Consider the following 20241-nt stretch of genomic DNA (forward strand, 5'->3'; position numbering starts at 1 on the left):
GTCCCGAACCCTTCCGCGACCCTTCGGACCGCCGCGAGAGCCCACGAGCCCCGCGAGCACCCGAGGGCCCGAGTGCCGCAAAATCCCGCGTCATCTGCGCCACTTCGCGCTGAGACCGGCGAAGCGCCCGCCGGCTGAGCGATCCGCTCCGGCCGCGACGCGCCACCTGTGAATCCCGAGCGAGCGCGCCGCGCCGGTTCTTTCCGGCCGATCGCCGCGCCGAGCGCTCTCCCCCGACGCCACGCGCAGAGCGACCACGGCCATGCCCTGGCCCGACGCTGCCCTGAAAGCGGGCTGGATCCGCGCCGAAGGCCGCCCGGACCCGACCTGACCGCCGCCGCGCATACCCTCGTATCGCCTGTGGGGACGAGCCGCGCGCCCCGGGCGCACGCGGCCTCGCCCGGACGGCGCGGGCCGTCCGCCACGGGCAAGAGATCAACGGCATCCGAAAAGATCGTTGACCGGCGGCGGGTCGACACGGCCCCGGGCACGGGTTACGGTCGCCAGGATCGATCACGAAGCGGATTCGAAAGACCACGTCGGGGGGCCTGGTCCAGTGCGTGCTTCACGTTCACTCGCACTCGTCACGGCGGTCGCGACGGCGCTCGGCGCGTCGCTGGCCGGCTGCGGCGGCGGCGACTCCGGAGACAAGGACGATCCGGGCGCCACCAGAACCTCCGGGGCGGGCCGCTCCCCCGGGGCCGCCGCGTCCCCGAACTCCCGCCAGGCCACGGGCGCCTGGATCCCCGGGTACGTCGCCGCGATGGGCGTGCGCGAGAAGGTGGGGCAGCTGTTCGTCCCCGCCTTCCCGAACGCCGCCTCCGCCAAGGCGATGATCAAGCGGTACCACGTCGGCGGCCTGATCTACTTCCCCGCCAACCTGCGCTCGCCGCGCGCGACCGCCGCGCTGTCCAACTCGCTGCAGGAGACGTCCAAGATCCCGCTGCTGCTCGGCGTGGACGAGGAGCAGGGCAAGGTGTCGCGCGCGTCGTTCCTCACCCGCTTCCCCGGCAACATGGCGCTGGGCGCGACCGGCCGCCCGGCCGACGCCCAGGCCGCGGCCCGGGTCACCGGATCCGAGCTGCGCGCGGTGGGGATCAACCAGAACTTCGCGCCGGTCGCCGACGTCAACGTCAACCCGGCCAACCCGGTGATCGGCGTACGGTCGTTCGGCGCCGATCCCGCGCTGGTGTCGCGGATGCTGGGCGCGGCGGTCGCCGGCTACCAGTCGGCGGGCGTCGCCGCCACGGCCAAGCACTTCCCCGGGCACGGCGACACCGCCACCGACAGCCACACCGGCCTGCCCGTCATCAGGCACACCCGCAAGCAGTGGGAGCGGCTGGACGCGCCGCCGTTCCGCGCCGCGGTGTCGGCCGGGGCGGACGCCATCATGTCGGCGCACATCGTGGTGCCGGGCCTGGACCGGTCGGGCGACCCGGCCACGCTGTCGCGCACGGTGCTGACCGGGCTGCTGCGCGACTCCCTCGGCTACCGGGGCGTCATCGTCACCGACTCGCTGCAGATGCAGGGCGCCAAGGTGCGGTACGGGCCGGGCGTCACCGCCGTCCGCGCGGTCAACGCCGGCGCCGACCAGCTGCTCATGCCGCCCAGCCTGCCGGTGGCCTACGAGGCGGTGCTGGCCGCCGTGCGCAACGGGCAGATCTCCCGCAAGCGGCTGGACGAGGCCGTCACCCGCATCCTGCGGATGAAGGAGCAGCGCGGGCTGTTCCAGGGCGCCGACACCGACGCGGCGCGCGCGGACGCGTCGGTCCGCACGGCGGCGAACCGGGCCACGGCCCAGCGGGTCGCCGAGCACTCGGTCACGCTCGTCCGCAACGACCGGGGGCTGCTGCCGCTGAAGAACAAGACCGTCCACGTCACCGGCCCCAGGAGCGTCGCGCTGGCCACGGCGCTGCGCCGCCAGGGCGTGCGGGTCGCCGCGTCGCCCCAGGCCGCCGACGTCGCGGTGCTGACCACCGTCGACGCCGGAAGCGCCACCGCCGCCCGGGTGCGGGCATTGGGTCCCAAGCCGGTCGTCGTGGCCGCGCTGGGACGCCCCTACGACCTGGACTCCGCCCAGGGAGCGGCCGCCACGCTGGCGACCTACTCGTCGGCGACGGTGTCGGTCCAGGCGCTCGCCAAGGTGCTGACGGGCGCGATCAACCCGACCGGCAAGCTTCCGGTGAAGGCGGGCGGGCGGCCCGTCGGCCACGGCCTGTCCTACCGCCCCGCCTGACCGGGGGCCGCGCCCTCACCCGCGACGACGCGAAACGCCGGCGCGTCACCCGTTTGCGGCGGGTGACGCGCCGGCGTCCTGTCTGAGCCTGCTAGAGGCCGAGCTCGGCCAGACCGGGCAGCAGGGCGCGCGCGGACTCGCGGGCGAGCTGCGCCGTGCGCGCCCGGCGGGCCGCCTCCGCGGCCTCACGGCACTGGTCGAGGGTGTGCCGGGCCAGCGCGGCCCGGACGAGCGGCAGCGACGGCGCGCCCATCGACAGCGACGTCACCCCCAGCCCGACCAGCACGCACGCCAGCGCCGGATCGCCCCCGGCCTCGCCGCAGACACCGCACGGCCGGCCGCTGTCGGCGGCGGCCCCGGCGGCCACCGCGACCAGGTCGAGCACGGCGGGCTGCCACGGGTCCTGCAGGTGCGCCAGCCCGCCGATCTGGCGGTCGGCGGCGCAGGCGTACTGGGTGAGGTCGTTGGTGCCGATGCTGAAGAACTCCACCTCGGCGGCCAGGTCGCGGGCGCGCAGCGCCGCCGCCGGCACCTCGATCATGACGCCGGGGTGGTCGATCCCGGCGTCCCGGCACGCCTGGGCGAAGAACGCCGCCTCCTCGGCGTCGGTCACCATCGGCGCCATCACCTCGAGCCTGGCGGTGGTCCCGGCCGCGGCGCGGGCCAGGGCGCCGAGCTGCTCCGCCAGCACGTCCGGGTGGCTGCGCATCATGCGCAGGCCCCGCTCGCCGAGCGCCGGGTTGGGCTCCTCGCCGGGCGGCGGCAGGAACGCCAGCGGCTTGTCGGCCCCGGCGTCCAGGGTGCGCACCACCACCTTGCCCTTGGGAAACGCCTCCAGGACCTTGCGGTAGGCCTCCTCCTGCTCGGCGGCCGACGGCGGCGCGGCCCGGTCGAGGAACAGGAACTCGGTGCGGTAGAGCCCGACGCCCTCGGCGCCGTTGGCGACGGCGGCCTCCAGGTCCTGCGGGCCGCCGATGTTGGCCAGCAGCGGCACGAGGTGCCCGTCCTTGGTGCCGCCCGGCCCGGTCACCGACTTCAGGATCGCGGCGCGCGCGGCCGCCGCGTCCCGCGCCGCCCGCACCTCCTCGTCGGTCGGGTCGATGCGCACCGTCCCGGCGGCGCCGTCCACCAGCACCCGCGTGCCCTCGGTCATCCCGGTGCAGCCCGGGCACGCCACCACGGCCGGCACGCCCATGGTGCGGGCCAGGATCGCGGTGTGGCTGGTCGGGCCGCCCTCCAGGGTCACGAACGCCACGACCAGGGCCGGATCGAGCACGGCCGTGTCGGCGGGCGCCAGATCGCGCGCCACCAGCACGAACGGCTCGTCGGACTCCGGCACGCCCGGCATGGGGACGCCCAGCAGCCGGGCGACGGTGCGGTCGCGGATGTCGTCCAGGTCGGCCACCCGCGCGGCCAGGTACTCCCCGGCCCCGGCGAGCATCTCGCGGTAGGTGCCGAACGCCTCGAACACCGCCCGCGCCGCCGCCGTGCCTTCGCCGATCCTGGCGGCGACACCGTCGGCCAGGCCCGGGTCGCGGGCCATCAGCGCCTGCGCGTTCAGCACGTCGCGGCCGTCGGTGTTGCCGACGTCGGCCGCGCGGACGGCCCGCGCCTCCAGGTCGGCGGCGACCGCTTCGAGGGCGGCCAGGGCGGTCGCGCGCTCGGCCTCGGCGTCGCCGCCGTGCCGCGACCCGGCGGGCGGCTCGGGCACGGCGCCCGCCACCACCCGTACCGGACCGGCGCCGACACCGGGGCTGACGCCCGCGCCGCGCAGCGTGCCGCCCGCGGACGCCGTCGGGTCAGGCACTTTCCGGCTCCGGCTGCTTGAGCAGGGCCTCCAGCGTGTCGAGCAGTTCCTCGGCGCCGTCGCCCTCGGCGCGGATGACGACCTCCTCGCCGTGCCGGGCGTCCAGGCCCAGCACCGCCAGGATGCTCTTGGCGTTCACCGGCTCGCCGCCCGGCTTGGCCACGGTCACGTCGACATCGGCCTTGGCCGCGGTCTGCACGAACAGCGCGGCCGGGCGCGCGTGCAGCCCCACCTTGGACTCGATCTTGACGTTGCGCTGGCTCACAGCTACTCCTCATCGTCACCGCGCCCGGGTGGTTCCCGGCGCGGTCGGCCCCCGAACACCCGCAGGACGGGTCCCGGCGAGAGCTCCACTTCCTTCAGGTTCGCCACCAGATGGTCGGCCCCGTCCAGGGCCCGCGCCGGCTGGGTGGTCGTCACGCCGACGCACGTCATGCCCGCGGCCTTCACCGCGGCCACCCCCGCCGGGGCGTCCTCGAAGGCCACCGCGTCGGCGGGCGGCACGCCGAGCATCTCGGCCGCGGCCAGAAAGCCCTCCGGGTCCGGCTTTCCGGTGGCCACGTCCCCGGCGGTCACGGTCGCCGCCGGGAGCTCCAGGATGCCGAGGTCGTCCAGCAGGGCCTCGGCGTACGGGCGCTGCGCGGAGGTCACCACCGCCATCGGCACGCCCGCCTCGTGCAGGGCCCGGACGAGCTCGACCGCGCCCGGCACCGGCGCCACCGGCGGCATGTCCGGCGCGGCGCCGTACGACACCACCTGCGCGAACAGCTCGTCGACGGTGCGGCCGGGGAACAGGTGCGCCAGCTCGGACAGCACCTCCAGGCCGCGCCGCCCCGCGAACGAGGCGATCAGCGCCTCGTCGTGGGGGGCGCCGTGCGCCTGGAACAGCCGCGCCCACATGACGCGGTTGCGCGGCTCGGTGTCGACCAGGGTGCCGTCCAGGTCGAACACCGCGGCTTGCAGCGGGACCTCCGCCGGGCCGCGGCGCCCCTCGGCACCGGGCGGGACGTCGCTCAGCGCCATGTGAACAGCTCGGCCCCCTTCTCGACGGCTCCGGACTCCCTCACGTCGGACAACGCGTCGGCGGCGGCGTCCAGCGCCACCACCGCGCACACCGGCGACCGGCCGCCCGCCTCGATCACGGCGGGGTTCCAGCCCACCACGGGCTGCCCCGCCACGACCGCGTCGCCCTCGGCGACCAGCAGCTCGAACCCCTCGCCCTTGAGCTGGACGGTGTCCACGCCCAGGTGCACCAGCACGCCGTGGCCCTCGTCGTCGACGACGACGTAGGCGTGCGGGTGCAGCTTGACGATCGTGCCGGTCACCGGGGCGATGGCCTGACCGGGCGCGCGCTCGGGATCGACGGCGGTGCCGGGGCCGACCATGGCCTGCGCGAACACCGGGTCGGGCACTCCGGCCAGGCCGACGACGCGCCCGCCGACCGGTGACAGAACTCGCGTCATCGCGGGGCTCCCGGGGGTCAGTCCAGCAGGTCTTCGATGTCGCTGGCGATGGTGTCGGCCTCCGGCCCCACCACCACCTGCACGACGTTTCCGCTGCGCATCACGCCGAACGCGCCCGCGGCCTTCAGCCCGGCCTCGTTCACCAGGTCCGCGTCCGAGACCACGGTGCGCAGCCGGGTGGCGCACGGTTCGATCTCGTCGATGTTGTCGGCGCCGCCCAGCGCGGCGATGATGGCCTCGGCCTTGTCCATCCGCTCGTCCCTTTCCTGGATGATCCCGGGGAAACCTGGCGGACCCGGGGGAGTCCGCTAGTCGGTCTGGGTGACCTTGTTGAGCCCGCGAGGCACGTCGGGGTCGACGCCGAGCGCCCGGGCCAGCGCCTCCACCAGCAGCTGCCCCGGCACGATCAGCCCCAGCGGCGCGACCCATTCGGGCAGGTCGGGGCCCGGCAGCGCGCGCGAGCACGCGTCGGCCAGCCCCTCGCCGCCGCCGATGCCGTACGCCTGGGCGCCCGCCCCGCGCACCCGGCGGGCCAGCGCCACCGTGCCGGCCAGGGTCGGCCCGGAACCGGCGGCGACCAGCAGGGCGGGCGTCCTGTCGTCCACCACCGCGATCGGGCCGTGCAGCAGGTCGGCGTACGACAGGCCCATGGCGTGCAGGTAGCACGCCTCCTTGATCTTCAGGGCCAGTTCCAGCGCGGTGCCGAACGCGATGCCGCGTCCGGACACCACCGCGCCCTGCACCGCGGCCAGCTCCGCGACGATCGCGGGCAGCGCCTCGGCCGCCTCGGTCACCGCGATGAGCCGCGCCACCTCGTCCGGCACCCGGCGCAGGTCGGCCTGGTCGACCTCGGCGCCGAGGCCGAGGGCCAGCACCGCCAGCGCGGCCAGCTGGGTGGTGTAGGTCTTGGTGGCCGGGACGGCGAGCTCGTCCCCGGCCTCGGTGACCAGCGCGACCTCGGCGGCCTCGGCCAGCGGGGACGCGGCGCCGTTGGTGACCGCGACGGTGCGGGCGCCGCAGGACGCCGCCCACTCCAGGGTCTCGACGATCTCCTCGGTCTTGCCGGACTGGCTGATCGCCACGGCCAGCACGCCGGACAGGTCGACGCGGCTGCGGTAGGCGGTGGCGATGGACGGCGCGGCGAGCGTGGCGAGCCGTCCGGTGTGCGACTCCACCAGGTACCGCCCGTACACCGCGGCGTTGTCGGACGACCCGCGCGCGATGAACAGCACCTGGCGGGTGCCCCGGGCCAGCAGGCCGACATCGGACATGCGCGGCAGCAACGCCTCGATGGTGCGGGCCAGGGCGTCCGGCTGGTCGCCGATCTCGGCCCGCATGCGGCTGGTGGTCATGAACCCCCCTGGAACACGTTGCGCCCTTGGAAAACGATGTGCCCCTTGACCCAGGTGGCACGCGCCCGGTGGTCGGGCCCGAGCCACACCAGGTCGGCGGCCGCGCCGGGTGCGACGCGGCCGAGGTCGGGGCGGCCGAGCAGGTCGGCCGGGACGCGGGTGGCGGCGTCGACCGCGGTGACCGGGTCGACGCCGAGGGCGATCGCGTTGCCGATCGCGGCGTCCAGTCGCAGCGCCGAACCGGCGATCGTGCCGTCGGCGCGCAGCGGCGGCCCCTCGGCGGGCAGCTCGATCGGCTCGCCGCCCAGGTCGTAGGTGCCCGGCGGCATGCCCGCGGCGGCCGCCGCGTCGGTGACCAGCACGACCCGTCCGGCGGCGGCCGCGAACACCACGCGGGCCGCGACGTCCGACACGTGATGCAGGTCGAGGATGAGGCCGGGGTGCAGCCGCGGGTCGGCCAGCGCCTGCGCGGCGACGCCGGGCTCGCGGTGGTGGACGCCGCTCTGGGCGTTGAAGATGTGGGTGACCTTGCGGGCGCCCGCGTCGGCGGCCCGCGCGACCTGCTCGGCGGTCGCGTCGCTGTGCCCGACGCTGACCAGCACGCCGTGCTCGACGAGCGTCCCGATCGCCTCGATCGCGCCGTCCCGTTCGGGCGCGAGGGTGACCAGCTTGACCAGGCCGGTCTCCAGGAGGGTCGCGACCGCCTCGGGCGTGGGGTCGGCGAGCCAGTCGGCGTTGTGCGCGCCCTTGCGCTCGGCCGACAGGAACGGCCCTTCGAGGTGGACGCCCAGCACGCGGGCTCCGTCCGGCAGGGCGGGCAGCAGGTCGCGGGCGCGGCGCAGCGCCTCGGCCTGCGTCGCGACCGGCGCGGTGATGAACGTGGGCAGGAACGCGGTGACGCCCGTCTCGGGGAGCCGCCGGACGATCTCGTGCCAGCCGGCCTCGTCCGCGTCCGCCAGGTCGTGGCCGAAGTAGCCGTTGACCTGCAGGTCGACCAGGCCGGGGGCGAGCGTGCCGGCGGCCAGGTCCACGTCCGGCGGTGCGGGCGGGGCGCCCTCGCCGACCTCGGTGATCACGCCGTCCGCCACGCGGACGTATCCCGGGGACAGCAGGCGGGTGGGACCGTCGCCGTCGGGGGCGGCGATCAGGTTCTTCGCGGCGAGGAGCAGTGCTGCCATGGGGGTGCTCTCCGTGCGGAGGTGACGGCGCTCTGGACTGGTCTAGTCCGGACTAGACCAGTCGTCACCATACTCCACCAAACGGACAGAGCGAAGATGCCGGGGGCAAGTCTCCGGGAACGGCCCCGGCCGCTCTCCCGGACGAGCCGCCGCACCGGACGGGCCCGCCAAGATCGCCCGGCGACGGCCGCCATGGGGGCTGACCTGCAGTTTCGCAATGTTCTGGCTTAATCCGGCCGTTATCCATCTGTGCATTGACATGACGTTTAATGCTGTGGTCTAGTCCGGCCTAGACCAGTACGTACCTAGGTATCCGGCTCCGGACCCCGAGGACGACGACCACGTGACAGCCATCGACCCGCACAGTCCCGTCCCGAAGTACTTCCAGCTCCGGGCGATCCTGCTCGACCTGATCGAGTCGGCGGAGCTGCCGGTGGACGCGCCGATCCCGTCCGAGCGCGAGCTGTGCGTCCGGTACGGGCTGTCCCGGATGACCGTCCGGCAGGGCGTCGACCAGCTCGTCTCCGAGGGGCGGCTGTACCGGGTGCCGGGCAAGGGCACCTTCGTCGCCCGACCCAAGATCGAGATGCCGCTGCGGCTGGTCTCGTTCACCGAGGACATGCTGGCCCGCGGGCTGCGGCCGGGCGCGGTCGACCTGGACCGGCGCACGATCGCCGCCGATGCCCACCTGGCGCGGCTGTTCAACGTCGAGACCGGGACCCGCGTCCACGTCATCGAACGGCTGCGCACCGCCGACGGCCAGCCGATGGCGCTGGAGCGGGCGCACATCCTGGCCTCGCTCGCTCCCGACCTGCTCGACCGGCGGCTGGCCGACCGTTCCCTGTACGGCGTCCTGGAGGCGGTCTACGGCGTGGTGTTCGACGCCGGAGACCAGACCATCGACGCCGCCGTGGCCGACGCCACGGAGGCCCGTCACCTGCAGATACCCCGCGGCAGCGCCGTCCTGCTCCTGCGGCGACGCTCCTACACCGGTGGCGTGTGCGCGGAACTGGGCGTGTCGACCTACCGGGCCGACCGCTACCAGATCCGCACGTCCCTCGGAAACCCGCCATCGCGCACGTAGCACTCCCCCGGCTACAAGGAGGAAAACCCGATGAGTTCCACAACCGCAGTGGGCGGGACCGCGGCACCAGGCCGCGGGTCGGCCGCCCTGGCCGTCCTCCAGCGCATCGGCCGCAGCCTGATGCTGCCGATCGCCGTCCTGCCCGCGGCCGGCCTGCTCCTGCGCCTCGGCCAGCCGGACGTGATCGGCACCGACAAGGCGGCCGACCCGTGGATCAGCTTCTCCGGCGCCGACCGGGTCGCGCAGGTCTTCTCCGGCGCCGGGGGCGCGCTGTTCGACTGGATGCCGCTGCTGTTCGCGGTGGGCGTCGCCGTGGGATTCGCCAAGAAGTCCGACGGCTCGACCGGGCTGGCCGCCGTCGTCGGCTACATGGTCTTCCACTACGTCAGCATGAACGTCTTCTTCGTCCGGTTCGACGACGACCTCAAGGCCAAGATCGGTAAGCAGCTGTTCGATCCGGACAACCCGGGCAAGCCCAACCTGGTGCTGGACCTGGCCGCCCAGAACCCCACCCGGGTGCTCGGCGGCATCGTCATCGGGCTCGTCACCGCCCTGCTCTACCAGCGCTTCTACCGGATCAAGCTGCCGACCTGGCTGGCGTTCTTCGGCGGCCGCCGGTTCGTCCCGATCATCACCGCGTTCACCGCGATGATCCTCGGCGTGGTGTTCGGCTTCGTCTGGCCGGTGCTCGGCAAGTGGCTCACCAACTTCGGCGAGTGGATGGCCGACAACAGCACGATCGGCGCGGGCGTCTACGGCGTGATCAACCGGCTGCTGCTGCCGCTCGGCCTGCACCACATCCCTAACAACGTCGTCTGGACGCAGATCCCCGAGTGCACCGTCAACGGCAAGACCTACGCCGGCGACCTGAACTGCTACCTCAACGGCGCCGACGGCGCGGGCTGGTCGATGACCGGCTACTTCCCGGTCCTGATGTTCGCGCTGCCCGCCGCCGCGCTGGCCATGTGGCGCGCCGCGCCGCCGCACCGCCGCTCGGCCGTCGGCGGCATCATGTTCTCCGCCGCGCTGACCGCGTTCGTCACCGGCATCACCGAGCCCATCGAGTTCGCGTTCATCTTCGTGGCGCCGGTCCTGTTCGGCGTGCACGCCCTGCTCACCGGCGTCTCCATGGCCGTCGCGGACGCGCTCGACATGAAACTGGGCTTCAGCTTCTCCGCCGGCGGCATCGACATGCTGATCAACGGCTCGAAGGACAACACCCACAACCTGCTCGCGTTGATCATCATGGGGCTGGTCTACGCGGCGATCTACTACCTGCTGTTCAGCTTCCTGATCCGCAAGATGAACATCCCCACCCCCGGCCGCGAACCGGAGGGCGAGGAGTCGGCCGCGGCCGACCCCGCCGCCTCCCCGGAACTGGCCGGCTCGGGCAAGAAGGCGGGCCGCTCGAAGAAGGGCGACGCCGCGGAGACCAGCACGTCGTAGTCACCTTCTGACGAGTCCTCCCACCTCCCGCCCTCAGGAGGACTCCGGCCGCGGCGGCGGGCTCGACGGCCCGCCGCCGCGGCCTTTCTCGTTCACACCCCGTCTCCCACGCGGCCTTTCTCGTTCCCGCGCCGTCTCCCAGGCCGCCCGCCCCTCCTGGGGGCACCCGCTCGCGCCAGGGCTCGCGGGCGGGGTGTCGCGAAGCGCGGCGAGGCCGAGGGCACCGCCCGGGGCTGGCCCCTTGACCGCATCCGGCCAGCACGTATCAGACGGACCGTCCGCGGCTCCTTGTAGTCGGCGCCCTTCCCCTCCGGGCGCCCCGACACGAGGAGACCACCATGCGCGAGCAGTTCCGCCCCACCGACGGCGCCCTGGCCCTCCGCTGGACTCACGAGCCCGGCCCACGTCCCGTACGCGCCGCCGCGCCCCCGGCCCGCGGCCGCGACCGGGCACCCCTCCACCTGGCCGAACGCCCGCCCCAGGAAGAGTTGCGCGGCGCGGCCGCCGCCATCGTCCACCTGGTCACCGAGGTCCTGGCGGGGACGCGCACCCTGCACCACCTGTCCCGCCGCGCCGCCCCGGAGGTCTGCCACGTGCTGGCCGCCCACCCGCTCCCGCTCGCCTCCGGCGCCCGCACCGCGCCACCGCGCGTCCTGACGACCTGGCTCCAGGAACCCGCCCCGGACGTCGCCGAGACCGGCGCCGTGGTCGTCCTCGCCGGTCACGTCCAGGCCCTCGCCCTCCGCCTCGAACGCCACCGGGGTCGCTGGCGATGCACCGCCCTGGAGACGACCACTCCGCCCCAACGCGCGGGAAGGTCCACCACCTCGCGCCCGCGGCCTCCTGCGCCGGTTTCACCGCCGACGCCACGTCCGCGCACCCCGAAGAGACCGCAGCCGCGCGCCGCGAATCCGCCCCGTCGCCGCGGCACCTGACCGCAACCGGCCATCGCCCGGATGGCCCGTCCCACCCGTTCCATCCGGGCCGCCCGCGGGACGCACGATGTCACGACATCTCCGGCTCGTCGCGGCGGCCGAGCGCGTTCGCCTCGGTCACCTGCGTGCCCGCCGCGTCCGGCGTGGGAAGGGAGTCGTGAGGCCCAAGGTGGCCTAGGCCGCGCTCGGGAGTGCCGAGAACGCGCAGCGGCCTCCCGGGCGGGTGCCTGGGAGGCCGCTGTCAGGTCGTGCGGGCTACTTGTTGCGCGGGTCGCCGTGGCAGCGCTTGAACTTCTTGCCCGAGCCGCACGGGCAGGGGTCGTTGCGGCCGACGCCCTCGTACGGGTCCGCGGCCTCCTCGCTGTGGTGCTCCACGCCGCCCTCGCCGTCGACGGTGGGCGCGGAGTAGTCCAGCTTCTTGGGGCGCTGCGGCTTCTCCAGGCCCTTGGCGCGGATGGCGGGCGCCTCGTGCTCGGCCTCCTCGCCCTCCTCGGCCGCCGGGGCCTCCTCCTGGGCTCCCTCGGCCGGGGCGGTCTTGGACACCTCGACCGGGGCGGCGCCGACCTTGGGCGTCTGCGGCTGCTCCTCGACCTCGACCTCGAGGTTGAACAGGTAGCCGACCGACTCCTCCTTGATGCCGTCGAGCATCGCGTTGAACATGTCGTAGCCCTCCCGCTGGTACTCCACCAGCGGGTCGCGCTGCGCCATGGCCCGCAGTCCGATGCCCTCCTGCAGGTAGTCCATCTCGTACAGGTGCTCGCGCCACTTGCGGTCGAGCACCGACAGCACGACGCGGCGCTCCAGCTCGCGCATGACCTCCGCGCCGAGCTCCTCCTCGCGGGCGTCGTAGGCGGCCTGGGCGTCCTTGCGGACCCGCTCGGCCAGCGTCTCGGCGTCCAGGTTGGAGATGTCGCCGCCGATCTCCTCGGTCAGGTCCTCGACGCTGAACGAGATCGGGTACAGCTGCTTGAACGCCTTCCACAGCTTGTCGAGGTCCCACTCCTCGGCGAAGCCCTCGCCGGTGGCGCCCGCGACATAGCCCTCGACGACCTCGTCGATCATGTTGCGGACCTGCTCGTGCAGGTCGGCGCCCTCCAGCACCTTGCGGCGCTCGGCGTAGATGACCTGCCGCTGCCGGTTGAGCACCTCGTCGTACTTCAAGACGTTCTTGCGCATCTCGAAGTTCTGCTGCTCGACCTGGCCCTGCGCCGACTTGATCGCGTTGGACACGATCTTGGACTCGATCGGCACGTCGTCCGGGATGTTCAGGCGCGTCATGATCGCCTCGACCCGGGCCGAGTTGAACAGCCGCATCAGGTCGTCCTCCAGCGACAGGTAGAACCGGGACTCGCCCGGGTCGCCCTGACGTCCGGACCGGCCGCGCAGCTGGTTGTCGATGCGCCGCGACTCGTGCCGCTCGGTGCCCAGCACGTACAGGCCGCCGCTCTCGACGACCTCCTCGTGCTCGCCCTTGACGGCCTCCTTGGCCTTCTCCAGCGCCTCCGGCCAGGCCGCCTCGTACTCCTCGGGCGTCTCCAGCGGCGACAGGCCGCGCTGGTGCAGCTCCAGGTCGGCGCGGAAGTCGGGGTTGCCGCCGAGCATGATGTCGGTACCGCGACCGGCCATGTTGGTGGCCACGGTGACCGCGCCCTTGCGGCCCGCCTCGGCGACGATCGCCGACTCCTGCTCGTGGTGCTTGGCGTTCAGCACCTGGTGCGGGATGCCGCGCCGCTTGAGCATCTTGCTCAGCCGCTCGGACTTCTCCACCGAGGTGGTGCCGACCAGCACCGGCTGGCCCTTCTCGTGCCGCTCGGCGATGTCGTCGACGACCGCCTCGAACTTGGCCTGCTCGGTCTTGTAGACCACGTCCGGGACGTCCTTGCGGACCATCGGCTTGTTGGTCGGGATCGGCACGACCCCGATCTTGTAGGTCTTGTTGAACTCGGCCGCCTCGGTCATGGCGGTACCGGTCATCCCGGACAGCTTGTTGTACAGGCGGAAGTAGTTCTGCAGCGTGATCGTGGCGAGGGTCTGGTTCTCGTCCTTGATCGGCACGCCCTCCTTGGCCTCGATGGCCTGGTGCATGCCCTCGTTGTACCGGCGGCCGTGCAGGATGCGGCCGGTGAACTCGTCCACGATCAGGACCTCGCCGTTCATCACGACGTAGTCCTTGTCGCGCTTGAACAGCTCCTTGGCCTTCAGCGCGTTGTTGAGGAAGCTGACCAGCGGGGTGTTGACCGAGTCGTAGAGGTTGTCGATGCCGAGCCAGTCCTCGACCTTCTCCACGCCGGACTCGGTGATGCCGACCGTGCGCTTCTTCTCGTTGACCTCGTAGTCGCCCGGGCCGTACTTGTCCACCTCGCCGGGAATCGGCTCGGCGCGCTTGAGCCGCGGCACGATCTTGGCGAACTCCGTGTACCACTTGGAGTTCTGCTCGGCCGGCCCCGAAATGATCAGCGGGGTCCGGGCCTCGTCGATCAGGATCGAGTCGACCTCGTCCACGATCGCGAAGTTGTGGCCGCGCTGGACGCACTCCTCCAGGCTCCAGGCCATGTTGTCGCGCAGGTAGTCGAAGCCGAACTCGTTGTTGGTGCCGTAGGTGATGTCGGCGTTGTAGGCGGCGCGCCGCTCCTCGGGCGTCATCTGCGGGAGGATGACGCCGACCTCCAGGCCGAGGAACTGGTGCACGCGCCCCATCCACTCGGCGTCGCGCTTGGCCAGGTAGTCGTTGACGGTGACGACGTGCACCCCGTCGCCGGACAGCGCGTTCAGGTACGCCGGCAGCACCGCGGTGAGCGTCTTGCCCTCACCGGTCCGCATCTCGGCGATGTTGCCCAGGTGCAACGCGGCGCCGCCCATGACCTGCACGTCGAAGTGCCGCTGGCCGAGCACGCGGCGGGCCGCCTCGCGGGCGGTGGCGAACGCCTCCGGCAGCAGGTTGTCCAGGGACTCGCCGTCTGCGATGCGCTCCCGATACTTGTCGGTCAGCTCGCGCAGCTCGGCGTCACTCATCTCGAGGAAGTCCTCCTCGATGGAGTTGACCTGATCCGCGAGCTTCTTGAGCTTGCGCAGGGTTTTACCTTCGCCCGCACGAAGAATCTTGTCGATGACCGGTGGCACTCTCAAGGCTCCTTGCAGATCGTGGGTCACCGCCGCTCGGCGGCACGCACACCACACGTACGATGCCATCGTAGGCGAGTCTCAGGATGGTCTAGGTCACTCCACGACGCAATCCAGCGCGCACTCCGTTTGACCTTTCCGTCCCGAGGAAGGTGTCTCGGCATACCCGAGGGGAGGCGTTCGATGACGGAAGGACAACCGCAGGAGGGGCACGGCTCGCATGCCGGACGGCCCAGTTCGTGGGTCGCGGTCGGCATCATGATCACCGGGTTCCTGGTCGGCGGATTCGCCCTGTGCATGGGCCCGGCCTGGGTCGGGTTCTGGGTCGGCGTGGGGATCGTGGTGGTCGGCTTCGTCGTCGGCGGGATGGTGCACATCTTCTCCGACGTGGTGGTGGACGCGCCCCGGGTCATCCCGGAGATCGTCGACTACTCCGTCTTCGGCACCCGCACCGACAAGCGCCGCGGCGGGCTGGCCGGCGAAACCCTGGACAAGCCCGTCCGCACCGACAGCCAGCGCACCCCCCACGGCTGACCGGCGCGATTTTTTACCCGGCGCGCCTACCGCGCCAGGCCGGCGTTGACGTTACCGAGAAGTTCCGTTGGGTTCATGCGTTCGACGCGTACGGCGTCGCAGCCGACCCAGTCCGCCGCGTTCCACAGCGCCGTGCACAGGGCGGCGACGGACGACTCCGTACGGGCGGCCGTCCGGGTCGCCCATGGCTCCAGCGACGCCTGACGGACCACCAGGGTCGTGCCTTCGCGGGCCGGGTCGACGCGCCCGATGAGCCGTCCCCCGGCCAGCACGGGCATGGTGAAGTAGCCGTGGACCCGCTTGGCCTTCGGCACATAGGCCTCCAGCCGGTGGTCGAAGCCGAACACGCGGGACGTGCGGGCCCGGTCCCAGACCAGTGAGTCGAACGGGGACAGCAGCGTCGTGACGTGCCGTCCGCGCGCCGGGGCGGAGAGCGCCTCGGGGTCGGCCCAGGCGCCGTTCCGCCATCCCGCCACGCGCACGGGCACCAGGCCGGCCGCCTCGACCACCGCGTCGACCTGCTCGGCCTTGATCCGGAAGTAGTCGGCCAGGTCCGCGCGGGTCGCCACGCCCAGGGCCCGCCCGGCGTGCGCGACCAGCCGGGTCAGGCACGTCTCGTCGTCCGGCTCCTCGGCCAGCAGGTCGGCGGGGACGGCGCGTTCGGCCAGGTCGTACACCCGCCGCCAGCCGACCCGCCGGACGCACACGACCTCGCCGATGTCCAGCAGCCACTCAATGGCGATCTTGTGGTCGCTCCACTGCCACCAGTCCCCGCCCGACTTGGCGCCGCCCAGCTCCTTCGTGGTGAGCGGCCCGTCGACGCGCAACCGCTTGAGCACGTCGTCGCACACGCCCTCGGGCACCTTGTGCCACCGCCACCCCCGGCGGCGGAACGCGCGCCGCCTGAAGGCGAAGAACGGCCACTCCGACATCGGCAGCACGGACGCCGCATGCGCCCAGTACTCGAATCCGGTGCCGTCGCCCCAGTACGCCTCCTCGACCGCCGTCCTCCCGACCGGCCCGAGGCGCGCGTAGGGCACCAGCTCGTGGGAGCGCGCGAGCACGGAGATCGTGTCCAGCTGGACGGCCCCCAGCCGCCGCAGAACCCCCGGCACACCGCCGCGCCTGCCGTCCGTCCCGAGCAGCCCTTGCGCCCGAAGCTGCAGCCGCCGCACCTCGTCCGCACTGATGTCGATGTCCGTCACCCGCCCGATGCTAACCCCAAACACCGACAAACCCAGATAGCCGGTGACCTCTCCCCACCCCGACCCCCGCCCCACCCCGCTAGCCTCACGCCCAACAACCCGCAAGCAGAGGCTCGGCCGCACGGGGGACTGGCCGGACCCGGCCGTCGTCCCGCCGCACCGTCCGATGGAGGCTCGGTCGGACGGGGGCACTGGCCGGACCCGGCCGCCATCCCGCCACACCGCCGCCCAACGGAAGCTCGGCCGCACGGGGGGGACTGCCCGGACCCGGCCGCCATCCCGCCACACCGCCGCCCAACGGGGCCCGGCCGGACGGGGGGCGCCGGCCGGACCCGCGCGTCATCCGCCGCACCGTCCGACAGAGGCGCGGCCGGACCTGCGCGTCGTCTCATCGGCGGCCGTCCTCTGTGGCCGGGCGGCGGGGGTGCGCGGACCCCGGCCTGCTGGCTCCCGGTGGGGGCGGGCAGCGCCGCGATCGACGGGATGGTGCCGTGCGCACGGATCTTTCGGTCGCGCGGTGCCTTACGTCTCGCGTAATCGATCCACGGCCGCGTGGCTGGCAGGGTCGCGGCATGGAACGCCTACTGGAAGCGGCTGCGAGCGGCCGCGTCGTCTGGGGAGCGCTGGCGTTGGCCGCACCCGGTCTCAACGTGAAGCTGGCGGGAATGGGCGACCGGGAGACGCCTGAGCTCAGGTACATGATCCGGGTCTTCGGCAGCAGGGCCCTCGCGCTCGGCCTGGGCTACCTGCTGAGCGATCCGCCGGCACGGCGACGCTGGCGCAGGCTCTGCCTGGTGGTGGACGTCTGCGACACCGCGGCCGGGGTCGCCCACCTGGTTCGCGGGGACGTACCGCGCCGATCGGCGGCGGGCCTGGCGGCGATCACAGGCGGCTACGCAACCCTGGGCCTCCTGGCCCTGCGGAGAGACCTGCAGGCCGCCGACTGACCTGCACGCCGCCAGCCGACCCGGCCCTGCGCAGAGACCTTTACGCCGTCACCGGCTGACATAGCCACAGCCGGTTGACCTGGCCCTGCGAAACTGACTGCACGCCCCCCGCCGACTGACTCGGCAAACACCTACTGACGGTGATGATGTAGGTGAGCCGTCTCTCGGCGGGGTCTGTCCCAGCGACTGACTGACTTCGGGTCTTCAACGGGATGTGTCGGCCTCGGCCGGGAAGTGCGCCCTGCCGACAGACTGCCCCAGCGGACTGACCTGCCCGGCCGACTGACCTGCCCTAGCGGACTGACCTGGCCGCCGCCGGCTGACCTGGCCCTGCGGGCTGACGGCATGCTGCCGCTGGCTGACCTGGGGCCGTCCGTGGGCGCGGGCCTGCCTCAGGTGATTTCCAGGAGTTTTTCCCGTACGGCGTAGACGACCGCTTCCATGCGGGAGTGCAGTTGCAGTTTCTCCAGGATGTTGCGGACGTGGTTCTTGACGGTGTTCTCCGAGATGTACAGCTCGCGGGCGATCTCCCGGTTGCCGAGGCCGCGGGCGACCAGCCGCAGCACCTCCATCTCGCGGTCGGTGAGCCGGGGTGCGGGGACCTGCTGTTGCCGCTCCTCGCTGCGCTTGGCCAGCGCCGCGAACTCGGTGATCAGCTTGGAGGCCATGGACGGGCTGATCAGCGACTGGCCGCCGTGCACCGCGCGCACCGCCTGGGGGACCTCGTCGATGGAGATCTCCTTGAGCAGGTAACCGGTGGCCCCGGCCTTGATCGCCTCGAAGAGGTCCTCCTCCTCGTCGCTGATGGTCAGCATCACGATCTTCGCGCTGGGCGCCGCGTCCTTGATCGCCGTGCACGCCTCGATGCCGCTGCGGCGGGGCATGCGGATGTCCATCAGGACGACGTCGGGCAGCAGGTCGCCGGCCATCTCGACCGCCTCGTGACCGTCCCCGCCCTCGCCGATGACCTCAATGTCGGGCTCGTCCTGCAGCACCATCTCCAGGCCGCGCCGGAACAACGCGTGATCGTCCACGATGAGCACGCGGATGGGGTCGGCGGGGCCCTGCGCGTCGCCCCTGCCGCCGCCGCCCGCGGCCTGACGGGGCACCGCGGCGGCGCCGCGAGCCTCGGGATTCTCGCTCACCTGAGTCGCGGCGTGCAGGAGAACGCCGCTTCCCCCCTTCACTGTCAGCGATCTGGTCTTCCGGAGGGTTCCGCGGGGCGGTGGCCCCGGGCGATGCGGCGCGGGGCGCGAGCCACGCGCAGCGGGCACGCGTGGCGCGCGTGCCCTTCGCCCCGGACCACCGCGTCCGCGGCTTGCTGAGTTACGCCTTTCTAGATCATGACATGCCCTGGCCGGTGACGTGCCGCAAGTGCCGCATCACTCTTCGACAAGGCGGATGACTCCGTAGTCCCAGCCGCGCCGCCGATAGACCACGGAGGGGTGGCCGGTGGACTTGTCGCGGAAGAGGTAGAAGTCGTGCCCCACCAACTCCATCTCGAACAGGGCCTGCTCGATGCCCATCGGTTCGGCCCGGTGGAACTTCTCGCGCACGATGAGCGGGCCGTCGCCCTCCATGGGAATCGGGACGAGGTTCTCGTGTGATTCGGCCGGCTCCTCCCGGCGCGTCTCGGGCTCGGCGGCCGCCGTGGTGGCGACGGACCCTGGTTCGGCGAGCGGCGGGCCCGCCGGCTCGGGCAGCGGCTCCATCTTGGCGAGCTTCGCGGGGGCGCGGCTGCCGTGGTGCACCTTGCGCCGGTCGCTCTGCCGGCGCAGCCGGTTCTCCAGCTTGTCCATGGCCACGTCGAGGGCTCCGTAACGGTCCTCGGCCGCGGCCTCGGCGCGGATCACAGGCCCCCGGGACCGGATCGTGAGTTCGACCCGCTCACGCTGGTCGGCCAGGCGCGGGTTGCGCTCCTGGGAGACCTCCACGTCCACCCGGATGACCTTCTGGTTCAGTCGCTCGATCTTGGCCAGCTTGCCGTCGACATGCCGTCGGAACCTGTCGTCGACATCGGTATGACGGCCCCTGACGATGATGTCCACGCGGGACCCCCCTTCTCCCGGAGATGACGGACTCGCGTTGTCGGGGTCGCACCCGCCCGGCCGACCTGGTCTTCGTCCCCACATCCGCCTGCTGAGGGTCTCGCGGCGCTCTCGCCACTACTCCCCTTCTCCCTGCTCGGGGGATGTCGGACCCCCCGACGGGGCAGGACTTACCTCTAAGGCGCACCGTGATCGGTCGACGAGAAGTCGCCTTACGTGGGCCGTTTCGCCTGCGCCTGGCATCGGCTAGCCGGACCGGCGGACGTGCTCGCGACGAGCACCGCGGTCCGACGCAACCACGGACCCGGGCGGGTGCCATGTCAGGAACGCTAACCCCTTACGCCACGAATGTCAGGGGGGTGGCGGCAGGAAATACTCACGGTGCGTCATCGCGGGACCTCCTTCCGGCGTGTGCGAACGCCCGCGGGGAGCGCTCACGACCCGTGATCCGCCGACCCCACAGGGCCTCCGCCCCGATCCGATCGAGCAGGTCACGCCGACCTGACGGGACGGTGAGACTTCAAAGACCGTCCCCATCCCGCAACTCGATGTGACCCAAATAACCCAAACAATCCGGCCACCAACGCCAAGCCGAACCATCCCTAGTTACGCTCGGCAACTACCAACCGGTTCAACCCACCTCACGAAGATTCTCACCACCCCCGCCCCACAAGCCCCCATACACACTCGACCGCTCCCCCGCGTCCACTAATCCCCGACCGCCCTCCCCGGGTCACTACTCGCAACAAGCTGCCAGCGCTCGGAACATTCACCACGCTCCGGCCTCGGGTGGGGACTGTACGGTTTTCGGTGTAACTCCTGATCAAGGAGTGACACCTGATGACGACAACTGAAGCGAAGGCGGACGCCGCAGTGGCCAAGTCCG

The 20241-nt window shown here is 72.5% G+C and carries 17 protein-coding genes; 6 read left to right on the forward strand and 11 right to left on the reverse strand.

Annotated elements, in window-relative coordinates; translation table 11 throughout:
* The first annotated feature begins 556 nt into the window (after window positions 1-556).
* A complete protein-coding gene (locus ABZ801_RS30215; RefSeq protein ID WP_360704180.1) occupies window positions 557-2236 on the forward strand; it encodes a glycoside hydrolase family 3 N-terminal domain-containing protein in 1680 nt (559 codons plus the stop codon).
* 91 nt (window positions 2237-2327) lie between these two features.
* Here the strand turns inward: ABZ801_RS30215 and ptsP are convergent, their stop codons facing one another.
* From ptsP to nagA, 7 genes are read right to left on the reverse strand one after another with little or no spacing between them, the layout of a single operon-like run.
* Entirely contained in the window at window positions 2328-4043 is a 1716-nt protein-coding gene (ptsP, locus tag ABZ801_RS30220; RefSeq protein WP_360704183.1) for a phosphoenolpyruvate--protein phosphotransferase, read from the reverse strand.
* Window positions 4036-4308, reverse strand: a complete 273-nt coding sequence (locus ABZ801_RS30225; RefSeq protein WP_344954429.1) for an HPr family phosphocarrier protein — start codon at window positions 4306-4308, stop codon at window positions 4036-4038. Before ABZ801_RS30225 ends, ptsP begins: the two co-directional genes overlap by 8 nt.
* Before the next feature lie 2 nt (window positions 4309-4310).
* Window positions 4311-5066, reverse strand: coding sequence for an HAD family phosphatase (locus ABZ801_RS30230; RefSeq protein ID WP_360704186.1), 756 nt, complete (start codon window positions 5064-5066; stop codon window positions 4311-4313).
* Window positions 5057-5506: a PTS glucose transporter subunit IIA gene (locus tag ABZ801_RS30235; protein ID WP_344954425.1), complete on the reverse strand. Its 450-nt coding sequence runs from the start codon at window positions 5504-5506 to the stop codon at window positions 5057-5059. Before ABZ801_RS30235 ends, ABZ801_RS30230 begins: the two co-directional genes overlap by 10 nt.
* A 17-nt stretch (window positions 5507-5523) precedes the next feature.
* Window positions 5524-5757: a PTS glucose/sucrose transporter subunit IIB gene (locus ABZ801_RS30240; RefSeq protein ID WP_344954423.1), complete on the reverse strand. Its 234-nt coding sequence runs from the start codon at window positions 5755-5757 to the stop codon at window positions 5524-5526.
* Window positions 5758-5814: 57 nt separating this feature from the next.
* On the reverse strand, window positions 5815-6858 hold the full coding sequence (locus ABZ801_RS30245) for an SIS domain-containing protein (protein WP_344954421.1): 1044 nt from the start codon (window positions 6856-6858) through the stop codon (window positions 5815-5817).
* Window positions 6855-8036 carry an N-acetylglucosamine-6-phosphate deacetylase gene (nagA, locus tag ABZ801_RS30250; protein ID WP_360704190.1) on the reverse strand — a complete coding sequence of 394 codons (1182 nt, stop codon included), beginning with the start codon at window positions 8034-8036 and terminating at the stop codon, window positions 6855-6857. The genes ABZ801_RS30245 and nagA overlap by 4 nt, the downstream gene beginning before the upstream one ends.
* A gap of 343 nt (window positions 8037-8379) precedes the next feature.
* Here nagA and ABZ801_RS30255 point away from each other — a divergent pair, with 343 nt between their 5' ends.
* From ABZ801_RS30255 to ABZ801_RS30265, 3 genes are all read left to right on the forward strand, one after another.
* Complete coding sequence (locus ABZ801_RS30255; protein ID WP_360704193.1) at window positions 8380-9120, forward strand: GntR family transcriptional regulator; 741 nt, start codon at window positions 8380-8382, stop codon at window positions 9118-9120.
* Between the two features lie 30 nt (window positions 9121-9150).
* Window positions 9151-10566 carry a PTS transporter subunit EIIC gene (locus tag ABZ801_RS30260; protein WP_360704196.1) on the forward strand — a complete coding sequence of 472 codons (1416 nt, stop codon included), beginning with the start codon at window positions 9151-9153 and terminating at the stop codon, window positions 10564-10566.
* A gap of 338 nt (window positions 10567-10904) precedes the next feature.
* Window positions 10905-11501, forward strand: a complete 597-nt coding sequence (locus tag ABZ801_RS30265) for an Rv3235 family protein (protein WP_360704199.1) — start codon at window positions 10905-10907, stop codon at window positions 11499-11501.
* Window positions 11502-11756: 255 nt separating this feature from the next.
* Here ABZ801_RS30265 and secA read toward each other — a convergent pair whose 3' ends face one another.
* Window positions 11757-14621, reverse strand: a complete 2865-nt coding sequence (gene secA / locus ABZ801_RS30270) for a preprotein translocase subunit SecA (protein WP_360704216.1) — start codon at window positions 14619-14621, stop codon at window positions 11757-11759.
* 183 nt (window positions 14622-14804) lie between these two features.
* Between secA and ABZ801_RS30275 the strand changes: the two genes are divergently transcribed.
* Window positions 14805-15155, forward strand: a complete 351-nt coding sequence (locus ABZ801_RS30275; protein WP_360704202.1) for an HGxxPAAW family protein — start codon at window positions 14805-14807, stop codon at window positions 15153-15155.
* A gap of 26 nt (window positions 15156-15181) precedes the next feature.
* Here ABZ801_RS30275 and ABZ801_RS30280 read toward each other — a convergent pair whose 3' ends face one another.
* The gene (locus tag ABZ801_RS30280; protein WP_344954408.1) at window positions 15182-16360 is read right to left on the reverse strand and encodes a crosslink repair DNA glycosylase YcaQ family protein; all 1179 of its coding nucleotides are present in this window, start codon (window positions 16358-16360) and stop codon (window positions 15182-15184) included.
* Between the two features lie 572 nt (window positions 16361-16932).
* Here ABZ801_RS30280 and ABZ801_RS30285 point away from each other — a divergent pair.
* A complete protein-coding gene (locus ABZ801_RS30285; RefSeq protein ID WP_360704205.1) occupies window positions 16933-17307 on the forward strand; it encodes a hypothetical protein in 375 nt (124 codons plus the stop codon).
* 392 nt (window positions 17308-17699) lie between these two features.
* Here the strand turns inward: ABZ801_RS30285 and ABZ801_RS30290 are convergent, their stop codons facing one another.
* Both ABZ801_RS30290 and raiA read right to left on the reverse strand, forming a co-directional pair.
* The gene (locus tag ABZ801_RS30290; RefSeq protein ID WP_344954975.1) at window positions 17700-18416 is read right to left on the reverse strand and encodes a response regulator transcription factor; all 717 of its coding nucleotides are present in this window, start codon (window positions 18414-18416) and stop codon (window positions 17700-17702) included.
* A 273-nt stretch (window positions 18417-18689) separates the two neighbouring features.
* Window positions 18690-19355 carry a ribosome-associated translation inhibitor RaiA gene (gene raiA / locus ABZ801_RS30295; RefSeq protein ID WP_360704208.1) on the reverse strand — a complete coding sequence of 222 codons (666 nt, stop codon included), beginning with the start codon at window positions 19353-19355 and terminating at the stop codon, window positions 18690-18692.
* Window positions 19356-20241 lie beyond the last annotated feature (886 nt).

It is taken from the genome of Actinomadura sp. NPDC047616, assembly GCF_040642915.1.
GTDB lineage: Bacteria > Actinomycetota > Actinomycetes > Streptosporangiales > Streptosporangiaceae > Spirillospora > Spirillospora miaoliensis.

Coding starts and splice junctions, on each gene's coding strand:
- ABZ801_RS30275 (WP_360704202.1), top strand. CDS start 14,805: ATGACGGAAGGACAACCGCAGGAGGGGCACGGCTCGCATGCCGGACGG.
- ABZ801_RS30235 (WP_344954425.1), bottom strand. CDS start 5,506: ATGACGCGAGTTCTGTCACCGGTCGGCGGGCGCGTCGTCGGCCTGGCC.
- ABZ801_RS30240 (WP_344954423.1), bottom strand. CDS start 5,757: ATGGACAAGGCCGAGGCCATCATCGCCGCGCTGGGCGGCGCCGACAAC.
- ABZ801_RS30285 (WP_360704205.1), top strand. CDS start 16,933: ATGGAACGCCTACTGGAAGCGGCTGCGAGCGGCCGCGTCGTCTGGGGA.
- nagA (WP_360704190.1), bottom strand. CDS start 8,036: ATGGCAGCACTGCTCCTCGCCGCGAAGAACCTGATCGCCGCCCCCGAC.
- ABZ801_RS30230 (WP_360704186.1), bottom strand. CDS start 5,066: ATGGCGCTGAGCGACGTCCCGCCCGGTGCCGAGGGGCGCCGCGGCCCG.
- ABZ801_RS30260 (WP_360704196.1), top strand. CDS start 9,151: ATGAGTTCCACAACCGCAGTGGGCGGGACCGCGGCACCAGGCCGCGGG.
- ABZ801_RS30265 (WP_360704199.1), top strand. CDS start 10,905: ATGCGCGAGCAGTTCCGCCCCACCGACGGCGCCCTGGCCCTCCGCTGG.
- ABZ801_RS30245 (WP_344954421.1), bottom strand. CDS start 6,858: ATGACCACCAGCCGCATGCGGGCCGAGATCGGCGACCAGCCGGACGCC.